This window comes from Photobacterium sp. J15 (assembly GCF_963870815.1).
GTDB lineage: Bacteria > Pseudomonadota > Gammaproteobacteria > Enterobacterales > Vibrionaceae > Photobacterium > Photobacterium marinum.
In genome coordinates, this window is sequence record NZ_CAWMUI010000001.1 from 1,981,997 (window position 1) to 2,002,069 (window position 20,073).

Consider the following 20,073-nt stretch of genomic DNA (forward strand, 5'->3'; position numbering starts at 1 on the left):
ACCTTTGGACTATTTTTTACTTTTTAACTCTTCATACCAAAAAGCCATGAAATCATCTGTTAACCTCTGCTCGATATTTACATTTTCATGAGTTGGAAAAATAATAATAATGAGTGCAAGAGATGCAATCAGTTTGTTATCTGTTAAATACTGCTCCATTTATTTTTCCTCAGAGAGGTTATGTTCGTCTTTGTCGTTCCAATTTAACAGTTTTTTACCCGCATTAATCCAGAACGGACTCACAAGTAGTGAGACGGCAATAACACATATAGCGAGCTGGTATCCATAATCACTTATCAAACCTATCTGTAATCCTACAGCGGAAAGAACAAAGCTAAATTCACCGATCTGCGACAATAATACTCCGGCATATAGACTATCTGTCCAACTGTAATCAGAAATTTTCAGTATAAATGCATTAATGAATGTATTTGTGAGCAGAGCCAATAAGACGAGAGCCAACACTTCTAGTAAATTATCAATAAGGAAACCTATATCTAACAACATTCCGACCGAAACAAAAAAGACAGATACAAACATAACCCGAAACGAGTCTAACGTATGGTGAACCCATTGAGTTTCCTTTGCAGCATTAATCAGCATTCCCGCTAAAAAGGCTCCTAATGCAGTAGAAAGGTCAAACCATGCTGTAATTAAAGCAAGACCAAAACAAATATTCATTGCAGCGAACAATTGCAACTCATGATCTTGCATCAGCCACCGAGATAATGGTAAGTGCACTTGCTTTTTCAGCACTAAAAAAGCAAAAAAGCCCCCAGCTAACAAACCACCGGCACCTTGTAACATCAAATGTGAAGAATTAACCTCATCACTTCCCAATATGCCTAGAGCAATTAACATCGGTATTATGGCTAAATCTTGAGCTAACAATACACCAAGTACAGCCTGCCCGACTTTTGTCTTCAATATAGAGCTATCCTGTAGCAACTTTATTACAACTGCAGTGCTGCTCAAACTGATTACAAAACCAATTAGCAAAATACGTTCAAAAGACCAATCATACAAAGCCCCTAATATCCAAACAGATAACACACTTAATCCGATCTGCACTACAGTACCAAACAGAGATAACTTCCAATTTGAAACCAACTGCCTTGCATCAGTTTCCATACCGACAAAGAATAAAAGTAAAATAACCCCCATCGCCCCAATGCGACTTATAACATGTATATCTGAGATAAGTGACAACCCCCACGGCCCAATAACAATACCTGCAATCAAATAGGCAATCACATGAGGTTGTTGAAGCAATTTAATCAAAAAACCTGTAACTAACATTAATAGCATTGCAGCTACTAAATGGGGCATTAGGGGATCCATGTGCATATGACAGTCCTTATATGAGTTATTTGATTAGGTCCTTAACATTATTAATGTAGCCATTTCCATCGCTTAAACAGGTTCCATTGAATTACAGCAAATATTCCCATCACAGCACATACAACCCCAAATGCCCACGAACTGGAACTACCAGGAATCCCATTAACATTCATACCAAGCAAGCTGGCAATAAAAGTGAGAGGAAGAAAGAAAGTGGCAACAACAGAGAGAAGAAACATAGTCTTAGTAAGGCTTTCATTCGTTAACTGCAGATATGAATCGCGGAGGATATTAACCCGTTCTGTCATTTCAGAGAGAACTTCCAAATCACGTTTTGCTATGTTAATAATTTCACGCCAACGCATTTGATTTATAGAATAATCATCTTCTGAAATAAACTCTACCTCTAAAACCTTCGATGTTTTTTGCAACCCTTCTAATTGAGGAAATAAAAAACGACGTGAATTAGATATTGCATAACGTATCTCACTCAATTCACTCTGTACTATTTTTTGATTATTATCCCATTTATCCTCTAATAATGTTAATGATTCTTCTATATCAGAAGTATAATTATTTACACCGTCATTTACACAATCGATTAATTGCCAAAGTAAATGATACGCAGTCTTAAAAGTATTACTTCGCTTACACAGTTTTTTGTAAAAAAACTCAAGCGCTGGGATTTCAAACTCTGAAATAGAGATTAATATCTTATCTCCCATCCACAGTCTTAATGATACAAGTCTCGCATCATTTTCACTAAAATAGTTGACCGCTCTTAATGTAACAACAAGCTCATCATGATCATTAACGAATGCTCTGGGTCGAGTTTGCTCATTACATAGAGCCTGAAGGGTAAAATCATCTACATTGATTAACGACTGTATTTCATCTTTTGTTTCATTAAAATCACCTTGAAAATGAATCCATAAAACACCTTTTAGATCATCAAGATCTATGTCTTTAAGATTTACATATGGTGTATATATCTCATCCTTGATATTCACAATATACATGATTATATTCTCATTTTGATAAGAGGTCACTAACCATTACTTTGAGTGCGTATGGGTTTTATGGCTGCATTTTTCTCTATAAACTCAATAATGGCTGATGCTATATCTTTATTTGATGCAGCTTCTATCCCTTCCAATCCTGGTGATGAATTCACTTCCATCACAACCGGACCGTGCATCGACCTTAGTAAATACACGCCAGCCAGTTTTAACCCCATCGTTTTAGCCGCTCTTATTGCTGTCGAGCGCTCCTCAGGGGTAATACGTGTTAAGCTTGCTGTACCACCACGATGAAGGTTTGAGCGAAACTCTCCTTCCTTTCCTTGCCTTTTCATCGCTGCTATGACTTTGTCACCGATAACGAAACAACGTATATCAGCTCCACCAGCTTCTTTTATGTATTCCTGAACCATGATGTTGACGTGTAAACCAAGAAATGCCTCAATAACACTTTCCGCGGCCGTTCTGGTTTCAGCCAGAACAACACCAATCCCCTGCGTTCCTTCTAGTAACTTAATCACTAAGGGGGCTCCACCGACCATATCAATGAGATCGGGAATATCACTGGGCTTATTCGCAAAACCTGTAATAGGAAGCCCAATGTTTTTCCTTGCCAGGAGCTGTAATGCTCTTAATTTATCTCGAGATCGTGATATTGCAACCGATTCATTAATTGAATAAACCCCCATCGTCTCAAACTGCCTCAGCACAGCTGTCCCATAAAAGGTAACAGATGCACCTATTCTGGGAATAACTGCGTCAAAACCAATAAGCGGCTCACCATCAAAGTGAATTGAGGATGCTCGTGAATTAATGTTCATATAGCACTTAAGGACATCAATCACATGCATTTCATGTCCACGCTCAATTCCCACCTCAACAAGACGTTTTGTGGAGTACATCGTCTTATCTCTTGATAATATTGCTATTTTCACGGTAATTACCTAATTAAATAACAAAAACATATCACTAAAGCTTTGAATACAATCCATATAAAATCAATAATATTGATGAGACATGGCGCAAAACAAATGAACTATAGGAAAAATAAAAAAGTCTCAGCTTTCGCTGAGACATAAGAGGTAAATAATAGAATGTATTTAGTAATAAAATCTCGTACCAAATACAAATCGCGAGAAGCTATCTTCTAGTCCATCGCTTGTTACACTGATATCATCGGTTGCAATATTGTAATTAACCTCAGCACTGATAGCCACATTAGGGTTAATGAAATACTTAACACCTGCAGAGAACTTGATATTAAGTGCTGTTATATCTTCTGAATCTAAATCAATATCTTTAAACTCTCCACCGTCAAAGCTCAGTGTTGCAAGCTGTGCCGCCGCTCCTACATATGGTACCCAGTCAGACTCATTAGTGAAATTATACTCTGTAAAAGCACCAATATTAAAACTTTTATTGTGCTCACTCATACTTCCATCTAAAACACCACCAAGCTGCCAGTCATCATAAATGAAGTATCCATATGATGTGTTAATTACAAATAGATACTCATCTACATAATCCAGGTCAAGGCTCCCTTGTAGTCCAAACTCTTGTGTCCCTTCCTTTAGATCAACAGCATATAAGGCTGGAGCCCAAATCGCCAAACCTACAACTGCGGCCACTACTTTATTTTTCATGACGTTTTCCTTCTTATGGTTATTAATCAAGTAAAGTTTAGACGCCATTCGATTAAAAAAAAGAAAATGCCCCATATTTAATAATGTGTAAGCATATGATTTATAACAGTTAATAAAATAAAGTACAAACCACCTTGAATACGAATACTAAGTGGTTTATTTATCTATAAAATCATCATTAATATCCAAAAGACAGTAGGTCAATTTGAATAAACAGTATTATTTACCAAAAGAGCACCACATAACGTTTCTTTTTCCGTAATTTTATATATGATACAGAATCATAGAACAGCCATTTCTGCATTATTAAACTTTCGCTGGTAAAATTCCATATATCGAACTTTTCGCTCTAGTGCGTCGAGCACTGGTGTACAGAAATTCACTTTTTCAAATGACTGTGCACTTCCCAGCCCACCAGGACTAAATACATTGATTTCCATCAGTTTATTCCCCACGATATCTAACCCGACTAAAAACATACCGTCCTGAACTAATTTCGGCCTGACAATCTCCGCGATCCTCAGTTCTGCTTCCCCAATCACTGCTCGAGCTTTTTTTCCGCCTGCATGAATATTACTTCTCATATCATCACCAGTGCGAACTCGCCTGAAGGCCGCATACTTTCCCCGGTAACGCAGCGGTTGCCCGTTCATCAAAAACAAGCGTATATCTCCTTTTTCCGCCTCACTCAGGTATTCTTGTGCAATGACGTAACCATCTCTGATAACGGCATCAATCATTTGGTTAAGGTTGGGTAAATCCTGCTTTCTAACCATAAAGACATTTTTACCACCAGATCCTTGGAGAGGCTTAATAACAATATTGCCAAACTCATTTGCAAAATGACGAATATCATCACGGTTGCGAGAGATGAGCGTTTGAGGCCGAACCTCTTCTGGAAACTGCTGAAAATACATCTTATTCATTGCAGCACTCAATCCATTGGGATCATTCACAACAACAACGCCTGATTGCAGGGCCATACGTGAAAACAACACCCCTGCCTGCTGAGCCCACGCTCTTGAGCCCGGTTCACTTGAAGGATCGTTGCGGAGCATCAAAATATCCAAATCTCCTAATGCGATACGCTCCTTTCCTGATTTATAGCTCTGCACATCTCGTATATAGCCTTCTAGAGACTTAAATTTTCGCTTTGGCGGTGTGATTGTATGTATACGAATTTGTTCGTCCGGATCATAAGCAAAGTCTTCAGGGGTGATATAAAAGACTTCATGACCACGGTTATGGGCATACATTGATAACCGTGTCGTCGTATACCCGGATTCCTCTGTCTTAATGTCATTGACAAAGAAACCAATACGTATGGAGTTTCGTTGCTTACCTTCCTTTTTCTCTGTCAGCGTTATCGTCGTTGATGTGTCAATTTGATCGGCTGAAGGTAAAGATTGTACATCTTCATTAGCCATATTTTGCTGAGCCGAATCCTCACCATTTAACTTTTCATTTTTATCTACCATTTTACACCTCAGTATTTTTTCTGGTCGACAAGCTGGATAGGATGCATACCTGCACTAACGTTTTTTAACCTAACCAATGCCTTACCGCTTTCAAAATAAGATGGTAATAGCTTAGCTGATGACAAAAACCCACGATGCTGTAATTCGGTTATCGTTGGGATATGTTCATAGGCCAATTTCCCGGCAAATAACAAATTATAATCCCCACCATTTTCAAGGTAGCTGAGTAAACGTATTAACCCCCTTAAGTAAATGGCGTCTTTTGTTAATCCTCCACCTCGATGTACACGTACTGTTATTCGATAAGCCGTCAAAGGTTCAAAGTTATGCTGTTCTTCTAAACGACGATAAGTTTCAACAAAATTTGCACCTTCTTCTACATAGCGGGCCGCAACGACTCGCCCGGCTAACATTCGAATACGAGCACGACTGAGTTGCCCCACTAAATACTCAGCCAAAACGGCAATCCCTTCCTGTAGTTCATCATAACCATTCAGTCCTGCTGCCAATAACTTCAGTGGCTGAACGGTACCATTCAAGTAAGTAAGGATATGTGTTCCGACTTCATGCTGTAGTAAGGCTTGCACTCGGTTTCCAGGGATTCGAACTGTACTACCAACAAGAACATTCCCCTTGCTACACATCAGTCCTGACACTTCATCTGTAATCAAGACACGCGACTGAACTTCACATCCCAGTTCATGTTGAAAACGGCTTATTTCTCGTTGTGCCAGCTCAGCAAACTCCGTCGAAGAATGGCGGCCACTAAACGTATCGTCATTGCTTCGTCCCGGTAGAGCTTCAAGGATCTCAAGCGCTGTAAACATTAGAGGCTCATCAACACGTCCATAAAGTTGTATGCTACCTAACAGAAATTTAGTGGTATTCCTCTCTGACAACATTGTCAGCTCGCGATCCATTTCATTTCTTTTCTGTTGAAATAGAAAGGCAAGTGTTGGATCCATGACGCGATCCAAATTGATATTATAAAGTTCTCTTTTTAGCCAGGCCGGATCAATTGGCAGCGGGCGATAATGCAAGACTGGCATTCGTTCGCAACCACGCTTGCGAAATTCAGCCCATCCAGCCCGGGTATTAATTGGGGTCACTAAAAGTAAGAAGTCGTACTTTGCACTAATTGCTGCAAGCTGACTGTCTATTTCCGTTACAGCTTTCGTTACCGCACGCGGTCCCAACGCATGAAAATGAGGAGGCGTATGCGTAGTATTACTTCTGATGAATTCAAATAGGGCCTGTTTTATTGCCTTAGAAACACCATGATGCATACTTCTGAAAACAAGAGGGTATTGTTCTCCGGTTTCAGCTTTTCGATAAATCGGTGTCACTTCAAGACCTAGTGAATAACACTTCAGTTCTAACAACCTAGTCTTTGACAACAAAGGGCGCATTCCTGCCGGGCGTGTTATCCTTCGATATTCAAGAGTAACGACTGACTGCTTTTTCAAAATCCTGATTTTCCGCAGTGCTTGTTCCAAACTTTCACTGGTTGAAATCAATTCACCATGAGTATCGGAAAAAACAGAAAAAAAAGGGCGAACCGCTTCAGGATCAACTGACTCATCAGCCACAACTTCATTACCGGCCCATATTTCAAAAAGAAGAAATGCCCCAAACGCACGATTCATTTCCTCTACTACTTGTTCAATAAGCGTCCTATATTTAGCCCTAAAACGATTTGCTGGCATGATAAGATATGATGCTTCACTCTTTATTAATCGACTTGTTAACGAATCATTATTTCCCGTAAAGCGCCGATAGACACACAAAAAAGGGAGCTGTCGATCAATTTTTATAAACCCATCTCCGGGCAGCCGACGTTGAATGCGTTTATTCCCTCTAAGCCGACGACAAATATCTTCAACAACAACCTGATCTAACAGAGGATTATCGTTCTTATTCATGATGTTGCTCTAACTCATTCAAGCTTTCATGAATTCCGGGAATCGTCGATGCCAAGGCATTTTGAATCAATTGATGTTGGTCAGGATCCAGTTCCCCTGTCCATTCATCCATAAATATTTTTTTCACTTCAATTGATAAACAGCATGCATGCCCGGCAAAGTTATGATGTGTCCATTGACCAAAATTACGCCCGACAAACTTGATATTTTCTCGAACATCCAAATGCCGACCTAAATAGTCAAACTGACGTAAATCATTAATAAAATTATTGATAAGCTCGCGCCACTGATGGGCACAAGTTAATGTTCCCGTACCAATGTTTATTTCAGGATTTTTATTTGGTTCTGCTGCAAGATGTTCTGGGCCGTTTCTTTTGTGGTTATAACTGTGCAGATCCAATATCACAAAGTGATGATATTGCCTTTTCAATTCATCATAATAGTGATAGAGCTCATCATAGAAAGCACTATAGTTTTCCTGACTTCTCTTTCGAACATCATCCGGTAATGCTTTGTTATAAATGACTAATCCCCAGGCATCATCGGGAGATTCGTAAACACAAGTCTCTGGTGTTCGATTCAAGTCAAATTCAAATCTGGATTGATTTACGACAACGCGCTGACTAACAATTCTTGTCCACAAATCAGTAAAAGGGTCTTCTTCTCTCAGGCGCGTATTTGCTTCCAAGCATTGAAGCTGAGCAATTTCGGGTCTTAACTGATGCCCACTATGAATCGCTGTTGCCACAATAGGACCAGTACCACGGTTTATCACCCATGCATTGTTCTTTTTATTTATCGAGTCCTTTGACTTCATGACTAAACCCTCACAAAGATAGGTTTAGTATAGCTTAATGAAAAACTGATGAACCTCTTCAATACTTAGTCAAACAAATACACAAAAAATCATAAAGTTGATTTTAAAAATGAATATCATCTCACTTCACAGAAATGCTTTTCGCTCTAATCACTGACATTTACCAGACAAAATCACTCATCCAAATGCATATATTCCGTCACAGTGGCCCGATATTCACCTATTGAATTATCTTCATCATATTCTACAGAATAAAACTGTGCCCGTTTTGATTTCACTTTATTTTCAATTAGCTTATCTAAAGTTTCATAACTTTCTTTAGTGATAACGTCATATTCGTCGGTTCTCTGTAAAGACATTTCTTCAGCTTGCTCTTCTGTAATTAACTCACTCTCATCATTATCAACAATTGATTCACTAACAGTGTTCGTTCCCTTATTTAGGGCATCATCTTCAGCTATCACAAAAAAGCTGAAAAGTGCAGTAAGCAGTACAAAATATTTCATTTCATCGTTCCTCATTAAAAATGCTTATTAATAGCATAAGCTTATGAACAACTAACTTGGCCGGATTAGCAAAACATCAGATGGCCTTGCCTTTACCACCGCTTCTGTTGTACTTCCTAACCAGTAATTAGAGAAAGCACTTCGGCAGTAACCCCCCATAATCAAGATATCGCAGCCATATTTCATAGAGAACTCAGGTAACACCAGCTCAGGGTTACCTTCTAATATGAATTTCTGAATATAATTGATATTATTTTCAATACAAAATGCTTTTAGATCATCAGAGTGAATCGAGTAAATTTGCTTAGAATACTTAACTAAGTAAGACGTAACATAGCAACAATGAACAATTTTGAAACTTGTATTTAGTCGCTCTGATATCGAGAGTGATTCAGAAACGATTTGCTTGTCTAACGTTGCAGGACGATCATGGCTATGCAAAGGATCAAGTGCAGACAAAATCATCGGCTTCTGTTTCCATCGCCGATTTTTCATTAATAAAACAGAAACAGGCAATGACGCCAACCGCTTAAATACAGGGTGAATGTCACTCCCGGCACCATAATCAATCAGCAATAAATCAGAACCAAATTCGCCAATGACCTCAGTTAATCTTGAGTCCCAGCGAGTTCCCTGATGAACTTCGATACTGACATTAACCGCAAGTTCTTCTTCTTCAAGGATTGAGTTAATATGGTCATTCAGCCCAGTAACAACGGATGACAAATCTTGTTGAATATTCTGCTGCAGTTTTCGTTTGTAGCCAAAAACATCGAGGTAACTGCGCTCAATACTCCTCACATACCCATCAATCAAGATATGAAGTCCACTCTTGTATCCGGCAGCTAAATGAAGCGCATTCCTTAAGGTGGAATGCTTTGGAGGACTTTGTAAATAACCAAACAAGCACAGGGTTTTCATTTCGCCTCCTTTCACAAGCAAAACGCGCACTTATTTAGTTATCAAGGCCGCCTGCATATTCATCGTTAAACACAATATGAAGTTTAGTCTTTAACTAAAAATTTATACCTTTTCTGCGACTTAATGTGATAGTTCCCTCCCGATAGACCTCAATCGCAACACCTAACCTGGCTGTATTAGAGAGTTTGAGCTATAAAACTGTTAGCAATATCCAGACTCAACTGCTGCAATATTTGGTTCATCGTAACAACGATGGCTTCCATTTCTCCGCCTTTCTCGATCCTTCTTTGATAACGTACCCGTCTTGGTTCAACCAACAATTGACGCTCAGCATCTACTAGCCCCCACTGTATATCCAGCACGACAGTTCCTTCGTGGTCTGCCTCAAATCGATCTATTTGACCAACAACAAAATAATCAATATCAACACCAGAGAGGAAAGGAAAAGCCACCACAATAGTATTTGCCAACTGGTGATCGATGTTTGTCGCCAACACTTTGTGAATTGCCAAATCCAATGGCTCCGACCATCGAGAAAAATCATCCACTTTCACTTCCGCATCTGACACCCGGGTGACGATTTGCGATCGTTTGAGATAATCCGCAACACGAAAAGGACCAAGCCCGATAATGCTTACATTAACAATATCTGGTTGTGGCGTTTGTTCTAACGGTTGCAAACGATAATAATGCACAGGTGGAGATACCGACCCACAAGAAACTAGAAATATCATGAGTAATAAGCTCAAGATATATCGAGCTGATTTACTCACGGCGTACCTCCCGGAAATCTTTTTTGCCCGTCAGCAGAGCTTCTGGATTTCGCTCAAGATAATCAAAAAACGCTCTCACAGCCCTGGACGCACTTTCTATCTCTTTTAAGGTCGCTTCTAACTGATACATCTGAACAGTTTCTCCACGCAATTGCTTTTTGGCCATAACCAACGTTTGCTCCGCTTCTGTCAGTAATGAAGTCAGCTTCGACAATGCCAGAGTGAGATCGGAGCCCAAGCCAACCACCCTTCCATCAACATGTTGAATTAACTGACTGGCATCCAAAGCCATTGCATCCACTTGTTTGAACGCTTTTATCGCTGTACCGGCAAGTTGTTGGGTCTGCTTGTCGTTAATTAGCTGATTAATTCCTGCAAGTGCTGCCCTTAAGTCTTGCGAATTACTTAATTCATCCAAACCTCTTATAATTCGGTTAAACCGTCTCGATACTTCAACAGCATCAACATTCTCTGCGACTTCAAAAATCCAATTTTTAAGCTGAGCCATGATTAGCTGAACATCGGAGGAAATTGTGGGGATTTCAGGATAGGGACTATCAATCCCTCTCATGATTGAAGGGGTATAAGGTTGCAGACTCAGATTTACCACCAATTGGCCAGTCAGAAAACTTTCTATTTCTAATTGGGCGCGTAATCCTGCCTGATATATCAGGCCTTCATACTCCCCAACCTCTCCAGCCCCCGTTCCGACAACCTGTCCTTCGTCTGTGATGAGAAAAGTATCAGGCAAAATTTCCAGTGTCACGAGGCTAATCGTGGTAAACGTGGTTTTATCCATTAATAGTGATATTTCAGAAACATAGCCAATCCTCACTCCATTTAACAACACATTAGAACCAACCCGTAACCCTTTGGTATCATCATCAAAATAGACCGAATATTTCTCTCTTTTCGCAAAGTATTCTGAACCACCAAAAAGCACAACGGATACCACGGTTAATACCATGCCGATAACAACAAATGCACCAATCACTGTTGAGTTGGCTTGCTTACTCATAAGCCTTTCCACGCGTCAGAAAATTGCGCACAATCCGATCTGGGCAATGATCACGTAACTCAACAGGATGACCTGTAGCAAGTTGAGTCCTGGTAACCGAGTCAAGAAATACGGAATTATTGCCTATCGCAAAAATGCTTGCCAGTTCGTGCGTCACCACAACCACCGTTGTTCCCAGTGAATCTCTTAGTTCAAGGATTAGTTCATCAAGTAATCTTGCACTGATGGGATCTAACCCGGCAGAGGGTTCATCAAAGAATAATATTTGCGGATCCAGAGCCATGGCCCGGGCAAGACCCGCTCGCTTTTTCATTCCGCCGGACAACTCTCCCGGGTAATAATCTTCAAACCCGGCAAGGCCAACCAACATCAATTTATATGCAGCCACATCACGCACTTGTGACTCATTCAAATTTGTATATTGCTTTAATGCCAAGCCGATATTCTCTACCAGTGTCATGGAGCTCCATAAGGCACCTGACTGGAACAAGGTGCCAAACTGCTGCTTGACCTGTTTCTGTGCGTTTTCATCTGATGCCCAAAATGCCAGGCCATCGTATAACACATCCCCTTGGGCTGGGCTTTTCAGGCCAATCATACATTTTAGCAAGGTACTTTTTCCGCAGCCTGAGCCTCCCATAATGATAAAAATATCGCCGTGTTTAACACAAAAGTTCAGATCCTTCTGAATAAGAAAGTCGTCATAAGCGATTGACAGGTTTTTCACGACAATATGGGCGTCATTATCATCCATATCAAATTCCCAGATTGATATAAATGACAGTCAATATCGCAGCACTGACCACAATAAGAACGATACCCATCACAACAGCTTTCGTCGTACTTTGCCCGACGGCCATCGCGCTGTTCCCACAGGAGATACCTTGCAGGCATCCTGCTAGAGCAACAAGACTTCCGTAAACAATACTTTTAAACAGCCCGCCAATTAACGAATTCAAATGAACCGCATTAATGGTTTGCTGAACATACTGAACAAGTGAGACATCTAGCATTGCAAGTGACACAGCCATGCCGCCGACTATCCCCATCAGGCTTGAATACATGGTCAGCAACGGCATCATGATCACCAGCGCAATCATGCGAGGCGTGACAAGGAAATCAACAGGGTTAATACCAAGTGTAGTCAGTGCATCGATTTCCTCATTAACTTTCATGGTGCCAATCTGGGCTGCATATGAAGCCCCTGTTCTGCCTGCCATAATTATTGCTGTCATGATTGCCGCCATTTCTCTAACCATGCCGACAGCGACCAGATTGGCAGTATAAATTCCGGCACCAAACAAATTGAGCTGCATTACACCGACAAAGGCGAAAATCATACCTATCAAAAAGCTAATCAGAGACACTATTGGCAACGCCTCTGCACCGGCCTCCTGACTATATAATGCAATATCAGAACGCTGGTAAGTCGCCTTACCCGAGATAAAACGACTGATTGAACGTTCCAACTCACCAATGAAATTCAGTAATCGCCTGAACTCACTCCAGATAGCCAAAGAGGCCTCTCCGACATTACTCAAGAAGTTACGTTTCTTTAATGCACGTCTTGCTCCCTCTCTTTCTGTTACTTCAAAAGCCAGGGTAATTAACCGTTGCACTCCAGACGGTAAACCCGATTTATCAACGTCAACATTGTTAGCTTTAGCCAGATGTAGAATCGCAATTAGCACCGTTATCAAGCAGGTGTCCCACTCCCCCAGTGCCGTAGTATCAAAGAGAATTTTGTGCGGCTTAGGATCACCGGATATTCGCTCAGAGAACGCTTCGACAGAAGGAATCCCCTCCCTTAGTAACCAGTCTCCAGAGATAGCTACTTGGACGGCATTATCGGTAGTGTCGTCAAATGTGATTGACATGGTAGAACCATGCCCGAAGGATGTCTGCCTATTAATATTCACATCACACAGTGTCTTTTCTGACAACGATTGAACATGTATCAATCATAATTGATACAGAGAATTTCGCCTGCAACAGACATTCTCACTAATAAGAGCTGATTCTCTAGCTTAAAAAAGTATTACGTAGTTCCGTCTCTTATACCTTGTCTTAAGCATTTCTTAAGTTTTCCCCTTTATGGTTACAACATCAGCCAATATAAGGGAAACTGCGATGACTCCAGCTCATAACAACAATAACATCACGCTAAAAGTGATCGACAAGCTACACCCTCTGCGCCATGAAGTTGAGCAATATGTAGCCAATCGTTATGAGCATGCATTTCATGCTCACCTGAATGAATTTATGCCAATCTTTCTTGCGATCTATGATCCGCAAAATAAATTACTTTCAGCCTGTGGTTACCGAGTTGCCAGTAAAGAAAAGCTTTTTTTGGAGCAATACCTTAACCAACCAGCAAACACGCTTATCAGCAAACGTTACGCGGAAATTATCTCAAGGGACAAATTAATCGAATTTGGCCAACTAGCGTCCTTTTCTCCGGGAATGTCACCCATCCATTTTATGTTGATGACAAATTATCTTGTTGAACGTGGTTTTGAATGGTGCATTTTTACCGCTACCGATACGCTCTATGCCATGATGTGCAAGCTAAAGCTAAATCCAAGCGTTCTTGCCGATGCCAACCCGAATGACATTCCAAATGCAGACTCTGTATGGGGTAGCTACTACCAACACCGCCCTCGTATCTGCTGCGGCAATATACTGGCTGCGCACAAACAGCTCACAGAACGATTTGCACGTGTGAGTGCTCAAAAAAGAATGATGGAGCAATAACGATGGATAACGTATTAGCTTCCGTTCGTCACTATGCCGAACTTACGCCTAATGCCACCGCGCTTTGCGGGATATCGGCATCCTCACAGGAAATCGAAAAAGTTAGCTATTTGGAACTTTGGCAGGCCATTGAAACCAACAGAATAGCCTTGTCTGAATCAGGTGTGACACAAATAGCACTCAGGGCAAGTAACTGTATAGATTGGGCAATTGCTGATCTTTCGGCTATTGCAGCCAAGACGACACTCATTCCGGTTCCTCTATTTTTCTCACAAGAACAAACCGACCACCTGTTGTCCACTGCTGCCATTGACGCACTCTGGGGGGAATGGCCAGAGCAAAAAAACATACCATTTGCATATATGGCTAATATGCCAGTCTATCACCAACCTCCATCTGTATCGGCACAACGTCATCATGACAGCACAGCAAAAATTACCTTTACATCCGGCTCATCTGGTCAGCCTAAGGGCGTTTGCCTGAGCCAGGCTCATATTGAAAAAGTCTGCAACGTATTGACAAGTGAGATGGTCAAGGCAGGGATCCCAAAAAAACATCTCGTCTTGTTACCACTTTCGACCCTACTTGAGAACATTGCGGGTTTATATGTCCCCTTGATGCTGGGCAGCACCGCAATCATTCCGGGCGGAGAAAAAACCGGACTAACCGGTTCGAGTCAATTTAACGCGCATACTTTTGCCCGTGCACTGCTTGAATTTAAGCCTGAAAGCCTGATTCTGACTCCAGCTCTGTTAATGGGATTATGTCAAATTGCCCAATCTTCACCAGAAGCTGTTGCCAGCCTTAAATTTGTCGCGGTTGGAGGTGCCAGAGTCTCTCCATCATTGCTTAACCGCGCCCATTCACTAGATATTCCGGCTTATGAAGGCTACGGGTTGTCGGAATGCGGATCTGTTGTCAGTCTGAACAACACGTCGAAATATAAGCATGGCAGTTGCGGAAAAGTCTTACCACATTGCAAGGTAACCTTTGCAGAAGATGGCGAAGTTTTAGTATCAGGATCTTCCATGTTAGGGTACATCGGACAACCGGCACCACTGCAACCTATCCACACGGGTGATTTGGGATATATTGACAACGATGGTTTCCTCCATATCACAGGACGCAAAAAAAATGTCCTGATCACAAGTTATGGGCGAAATATCAGCCCTGAGTGGATTGAGTCAGAAGCACAATGCTTACCCGCTCTACACCAAATGCTCATCACCGGCGATGGCCAACCAGCGTTGACAGCGATCATCGCTTCCAGTGAAAAGCAGCAAGTCACGAAATCAATTCAGCAACTTAATTCCCGGCTGCCTGATTACGCTCGAATACACTGTGTCATTTTGACTGCCACACCGTTCAATCAAGTCCCGAACCTAATGACAAGTAACGGACGTCCTTGTCGCAAACAATTCTTGAGCCACTACCACTACCAGCTCTCTGAAGCTGCCGTTAAGTTAGCACAGCAAGGCTCAAAACCAGGCCACCTCATCATGATCGATAACACTACTCACCGGGAGAACACTATGTCAGCCAATCCTCTTTTCTTTAATGAACTTGAGCAACAAACCGCAGATGCCAGGCAATCAATGCTGGATGCACCAATTTTCGTTGCCTGCAATGAAGGGAAAATCAATCTCAATACCTATACCGCATTCTTAACCCAGGCATATCATCACGTTAAACATACCGTTCCATTACTGATGGCGTGTGGCTCTCGTTTACCCGAGCATTATGAATGGCTACGCCAAGCCATTGGAGAATATATCGAAGAAGAAAAAGGACATCACGAATGGATCCTGAATGACTTAAAAGCGTGTGGGAGTGATATCAGCAAAGTTCGTGAAAACCAAGATTCAGGCAAGGTTGGCAGTGATATCGAGCTGATGGTTGCCTACCTTTACCACCAGATTGACCGCCGCAACCCAATGGCTTTTTTCGGTATGGTCTGGGTACTTGAAGGAACCAGTGTCAGTGTCGGTGGCCAGGTTGCCAAACTCATCCAACAATCGCTGAGATTACCGGATAATGCGATGAGCTACCTGACTTCGCACAGCACTTTAGATCAAGAGCACATCCAACTGTTTGAAACACTTATGAATAAAGTCACAGATCCCAATGATCAGCAAGCCATTATCGAGAGTGCCAACATGGTATATCGCCTCTATGGCCAGATGCTGAAGAATCTGCCCATGCCACAAAGTTGCTGAATCTGATACGAATATCAAGTCTATACGGAAAGCATACAATGAATATAAAACAGAAGCGCATAATACTGACCGGCGCCACAGGTGGCATCGGCACCGAAACAGCAAAGCTTCTTGCAGAACAAGGAGCTAACCTTGTATTAGTTGGCCGAAATAAAGAGCGACTGGAGCAATTAAAAAGTACATTGCACAATCCAGAACAACACCTACTTATCGAGGCGGACTTGACCAAACCAGAAAGTATTGATTTTATCAATAACACTTGCCTTACCTGGCGTAAGCAAGGCATTCATGTTAATGCTCTCATAAACAATGCAGGTTCAAATCGCTTTGCCTATCTAGCGCAAAGAACACCGGAATCAATAGAAAAAGAACTGCAGCTGAACCTAATTTCCCCTGTTCTTCTTAGCCAAAAAGCACTGGGCTGGCTAGAAAGACCAGGCCTCATTCTTAATATTGGCTCGACCTTTGCCGCTATCGGCTATCCGGGATACAGCACTTATTGTGCCGGAAAGGCCGGACTTCACCGATTCAGTGAAGCCATGCAGCGAGAGCTTAGCGGGGCTGGTATCCAAGTGCTATATCTGGCACCAAGAGCAACAGATACCAAGCTTAACGATCAGCGGGTATTGGAAATGAATAAAGTTCTGGGCAACCAAACAGACAAACCAGTAACCGTAGCCAAAGCCATTGTTACAGCATTAAAGCAGGAAAAAACTTGTCGTTGGCTGGGCTGGCCGGAAAAACTGTTTGTCCGGATAAACCAGATTTTTCCCCGATTGGTATCCTCATCGCTGCGGCAGCAACACGAAAAAATCACCGAATTTGCAAGCAAATTACCATAACAAAAGACAAGATAACCTTCAGAGGGAAATGCTCATGACAATCAAAAAGATGACTTCAATGGCGACCGGCTTACATAGTGTTATTGCGGGTGTTATTCTGGCATTCGTATCAACAGCTAATGCCGCATCATCATCACAGGAACTGAGTTCAATTCAACATAAGTGGGCAAAGTGTAAGTATGATGTATTCAATAAAGACAACAAAGTCCGCTGCCTGGAACAGCTAATTGAAAAAAATCAAATCGCATTGGTAAAGTCTCCTGATAACAATGCCTTAAAAATTTGGCTTGCTATTAACAAAAGCACGCTTGCCGGGGTTGATGGTGGACTTAGTGCTCTGTCTTTGGTCAAGGAATCAAAAGCCTTGCTTGAAGACGTCATCAAAAATGATCCGGAAGTGCTTGACGGATCAGCGTATACCAGCCTGGGATCGCTATACTATCAGGTACCTGGCTGGCCAATTGGGTTTGGGGATGATGATAAGGCAGAAGCCATGCTCAAAAAGGCGCTCACTATCAATCCAAATGGTATTGACCCCAACTTTTTCTATGGTGAATTTCTGGCTCAGGACGGCCGAAAAACTGAAGCTATTACTTATCTGAAAAAAGCTCAAAAAGCAGCGCCTCGTCCTGGACGACCGCTGGCTGATCGAGGACGTCAGCAAGAGATCGAGCGAAAACTTAAGGAACTACAGTAACCATGCGAATTTTGTTGGTTGAAGACGATGTAATGCTGGGCGAATCCATGGTGGCATCCTTGAGCCGCCATGGTTATACCGTCGACTGGCTTCAACAAGGTAACGGGGTCGAACTTTCTTTAAATACAGAAAATTTTATGGCCGTCATTCTTGATTTAACACTCCCCGATACCGATGGTCTGGACGTTCTGCGGAAAATCCGTCATACAGGACATTCACTCCCCGTTCTTATCCTCACCGCCCGTGACGAAATTGACGACCGTGTTAAGGGGCTTGATTGTGGTGCAGATGACTACCTCACCAAGCCCTTTGCCCTTGAAGAGCTGTTAGCAAGGCTAAGAGTGTTAATCCGCCGCCTTTCCGGTCAAACCGAGACCATACTGGCAATCGGCGAATTATCGTTGTCACTTAAAAATAATGAGGTTCAATACCAAGGACATCCGGTAAAACTGACAAAGAATGAATTCAAACTATTAGCGACCCTAGTCACCCAAGCAGGCAAGGTCCTTAGCAAAGAAAAACTGCAGCAGGCACTCCATGGTTGGGATGACCTAACCAGTGACAATGCGATAGAAGTGCATATCCATAACTTGAGAAAAAAGATTGACGGCAAGTTGATTAAAAATATCCGCGGAGTGGGCTATATCATTGAAAACTGAAACCACGCTCCCCTTTTCAATTAAAAAGCGCCTAATTCTGACATCAATCGGGATTTCGACCCTTTTAGTATTGATATCATGGGTATTAATCTTCTATGAGACACGTCATGAAATTGATGAAGTTTATGATGCCAGGTTAGGCCAATCAGCAAAAATTTTGGCACTCAGCATGCCGCACATGCTTCAGGAACCACCAGAAATTCGATCCAGAGCATACAGCAACTGGTATCAAGGCATCCAACTTTATGCTCGCGATGACGATTCAGAAACCCCCTTTGGTCACCCTTACGAACAGAACCTGATGTTTCAGTTGATCACTGATGACAATGTCATACTGAGTTCACCCGAAGCCCCAAATCACCCAATTAGTAATACCAAACAACCTGGTTTTGGGGTTGCAATTATCAATGATGAATCCTGGCGTCGTTTCCAAATAAAGCTTCTGCCGCAGCCAGAAATCAGACAAGAGACTTACCTTGTCGTGGCTGAAAAACAGTCCATACGGCAAGAACTGATCAATGAAATTGCGGTATCAACCGGACTTCCACAATTAATACTGATCCCCTGCCTTGCACTGACTATCGTTCTGCTAGTCAATAAATTCCTTCAACCAATCGGTGAACTTAGACAAGCTATTGCACAAAGAAACATTAATAAACTGGATACAATTCTGGTACCGCATCCAACCACTGAACTGGCACCATTAGTACAACAACTCAACTACCTGCTGGCCGAACTCGATAAAGCTTGGCAGCGAGAAAAACGCCTGACACGAACCGCGGCACATGAGCTAAAAACGCCACTGGCTGTACTACGATTAAATGCAGAAAATGCACTAAAGAGTCAAAATAAAAAGGAGCTTGAATCTGATCTGCAGAATATCCTACTTAGCATTGAGCGCACTGACCGTTTGATTCAACAACTTTTAATGATTTCTAAAGTCGAAGCGAAACAAGATTTTCAGCCAGTACCAGTGGACTTAATGCAGTGTCTCCGAGAGGTCATTGCATCTCTTGCCCCACTTTCCCTAAAGCAACAACAAGAACTCTCACTTCACGGCCCTAATAATGCTGTCATTTCCGGCAATGCATTACTGCTTAATATTCTTTTCAGCAATATTATAGATAACGCCATCCGCTACTCAGGTAAAAGGTCCACGATTGAAGTAACAGTTAAGCGAAATTATAGCGTTAAAACTAACAAGATCATTGTTCTTATTAGTGATAATGGACCTCCAATCCCTCATGAAGTTCGAAGCAAAATTTTCGAAAAGTTCTTTCGCGCCCACACGGAACGAGGAGATGGCGCGGGTCTTGGAATGTCTATAGCCGCTGATATAGCCAGCATGCACCAAGGAAAAATTAGACTACTTCCGATTGAATCCGATACCGGCAATGTGTTTGAGATTAGCTTTGAACATTGAAAAATAAATATGAAATTATTTACTTTATCAAACCTATTAATACT

Annotated in this window: 20 protein-coding genes and 1 pseudogene; 7 read left to right on the forward strand and 14 right to left on the reverse strand. The window is 41.8% G+C overall.

Translation table 11 applies throughout. The annotated features are described in order from the left end of the window. Positions 1 to 9 precede the first annotated feature (9 nt). From AACQ93_RS09155 to AACQ93_RS09220, 14 genes are all read right to left on the reverse strand, one after another. Positions 10 to 159 (reverse strand): hypothetical protein, encoded by a 150-nt coding sequence (locus AACQ93_RS09155; RefSeq protein WP_157097539.1) that lies wholly within the window; start codon positions 157 to 159, stop codon positions 10 to 12. Continuing rightward, positions 160 to 1,329, reverse strand: a complete 1,170-nt coding sequence (locus tag AACQ93_RS09160) for a cation:proton antiporter (RefSeq protein WP_198160114.1) — start codon at positions 1,327 to 1,329, stop codon at positions 160 to 162. A gap of 62 nt (positions 1,330 to 1,391) precedes the next feature. Further along, positions 1,392 to 2,360, reverse strand: coding sequence for a CorA family divalent cation transporter (locus AACQ93_RS09165; RefSeq protein ID WP_064604289.1), 969 nt, complete (start codon positions 2,358 to 2,360; stop codon positions 1,392 to 1,394). 29 nt (positions 2,361 to 2,389) lie between these two features. Further along, a complete protein-coding gene (gene rimK / locus AACQ93_RS09170; protein WP_064604294.1) occupies positions 2,390 to 3,295 on the reverse strand; it encodes a 30S ribosomal protein S6--L-glutamate ligase in 906 nt (301 codons plus the stop codon). Positions 3,296 to 3,460: 165 nt separating this feature from the next. Further along, complete coding sequence (locus AACQ93_RS09175) at positions 3,461 to 4,003, reverse strand: outer membrane beta-barrel protein (protein ID WP_064604297.1); 543 nt, start codon at positions 4,001 to 4,003, stop codon at positions 3,461 to 3,463. Between the two features lie 281 nt (positions 4,004 to 4,284). Next, complete coding sequence (locus tag AACQ93_RS09180; protein ID WP_198160115.1) at positions 4,285 to 5,481, reverse strand: glutathione synthetase; 1,197 nt, start codon at positions 5,479 to 5,481, stop codon at positions 4,285 to 4,287. Positions 5,482 to 5,489: 8 nt separating this feature from the next. After that, positions 5,490 to 7,403, reverse strand: coding sequence for a flavohemoglobin expression-modulating QEGLA motif protein (locus tag AACQ93_RS09185; protein WP_064604300.1), 1,914 nt, complete (start codon positions 7,401 to 7,403; stop codon positions 5,490 to 5,492). Beyond that, positions 7,396 to 8,220, reverse strand: a complete 825-nt coding sequence (locus AACQ93_RS09190; protein ID WP_064604309.1) for an N-formylglutamate amidohydrolase — start codon at positions 8,218 to 8,220, stop codon at positions 7,396 to 7,398. Before AACQ93_RS09190 ends, AACQ93_RS09185 begins: the two co-directional genes overlap by 8 nt. Positions 8,221 to 8,393: 173 nt before the next feature. Further along, positions 8,394 to 8,726: a hypothetical protein gene (locus AACQ93_RS09195; RefSeq protein ID WP_064604311.1), complete on the reverse strand. Its 333-nt coding sequence runs from the start codon at positions 8,724 to 8,726 to the stop codon at positions 8,394 to 8,396. A 51-nt stretch (positions 8,727 to 8,777) separates the two neighbouring features. Further along, positions 8,778 to 9,647 carry a universal stress protein gene (locus AACQ93_RS09200; RefSeq protein WP_064604314.1) on the reverse strand — a complete coding sequence of 290 codons (870 nt, stop codon included), beginning with the start codon at positions 9,645 to 9,647 and terminating at the stop codon, positions 8,778 to 8,780. A gap of 176 nt (positions 9,648 to 9,823) precedes the next feature. After that, positions 9,824 to 10,420, reverse strand: coding sequence for a PqiC family protein (locus AACQ93_RS09205; protein ID WP_064604317.1), 597 nt, complete (start codon positions 10,418 to 10,420; stop codon positions 9,824 to 9,826). Beyond that, positions 10,413 to 11,438, reverse strand: coding sequence for an MlaD family protein (locus tag AACQ93_RS09210; protein ID WP_064604320.1), 1,026 nt, complete (start codon positions 11,436 to 11,438; stop codon positions 10,413 to 10,415). Before AACQ93_RS09210 ends, AACQ93_RS09205 begins: the two co-directional genes overlap by 8 nt. Next, entirely contained in the window at positions 11,431 to 12,192 is a 762-nt protein-coding gene (locus AACQ93_RS09215) for an ABC transporter ATP-binding protein (protein WP_064604326.1), read from the reverse strand. The genes AACQ93_RS09210 and AACQ93_RS09215 overlap by 8 nt, the downstream gene beginning before the upstream one ends. 1 nt (position 12,193) lies before the next feature. Further along, positions 12,194 to 13,315 carry an ABC transporter permease gene (locus AACQ93_RS09220; RefSeq protein ID WP_064604329.1) on the reverse strand — a complete coding sequence of 374 codons (1,122 nt, stop codon included), beginning with the start codon at positions 13,313 to 13,315 and terminating at the stop codon, positions 12,194 to 12,196. 253 nt (positions 13,316 to 13,568) lie between these two features. On the opposite strand from AACQ93_RS09220, the gene AACQ93_RS09225 reads away from it, so the two are divergent. The 7 genes and pseudogenes from AACQ93_RS09225 to AACQ93_RS09255 all read left to right on the forward strand — a co-directional run bounded on the left by AACQ93_RS09225 (position 13,569) and on the right by AACQ93_RS09255 (position 20,029). Then, entirely contained in the window at positions 13,569 to 14,192 is a 624-nt protein-coding gene (locus AACQ93_RS09225) for a thermostable hemolysin (RefSeq protein WP_064604333.1), read from the forward strand. A 2-nt stretch (positions 14,193 to 14,194) separates the two neighbouring features. Next, positions 14,195 to 15,631: pseudogene (locus AACQ93_RS09230) on the forward strand (AMP-binding protein); the annotation flags it as partial. 93 nt (positions 15,632 to 15,724) lie between these two features. Next, positions 15,725 to 16,408, forward strand: coding sequence for a TenA family transcriptional regulator (locus AACQ93_RS09235; RefSeq protein ID WP_232323338.1), 684 nt, complete (start codon positions 15,725 to 15,727; stop codon positions 16,406 to 16,408). A 38-nt stretch (positions 16,409 to 16,446) separates the two neighbouring features. Continuing rightward, positions 16,447 to 17,250, forward strand: a complete 804-nt coding sequence (locus AACQ93_RS09240) for an SDR family oxidoreductase (protein WP_064604339.1) — start codon at positions 16,447 to 16,449, stop codon at positions 17,248 to 17,250. Between the two features lie 34 nt (positions 17,251 to 17,284). Next, a complete protein-coding gene (locus AACQ93_RS09245) occupies positions 17,285 to 17,947 on the forward strand; it encodes a tetratricopeptide repeat protein (RefSeq protein WP_369808737.1) in 663 nt (220 codons plus the stop codon). A 2-nt stretch (positions 17,948 to 17,949) separates the two neighbouring features. Then, complete coding sequence (locus tag AACQ93_RS09250; protein ID WP_064604342.1) at positions 17,950 to 18,606, forward strand: response regulator; 657 nt, start codon at positions 17,950 to 17,952, stop codon at positions 18,604 to 18,606. Next, a complete protein-coding gene (locus tag AACQ93_RS09255) occupies positions 18,596 to 20,029 on the forward strand; it encodes an ATP-binding protein (RefSeq protein WP_064604352.1) in 1,434 nt (477 codons plus the stop codon). The genes AACQ93_RS09250 and AACQ93_RS09255 overlap by 11 nt, the downstream gene beginning before the upstream one ends. Positions 20,030 to 20,073 lie beyond the last annotated feature (44 nt).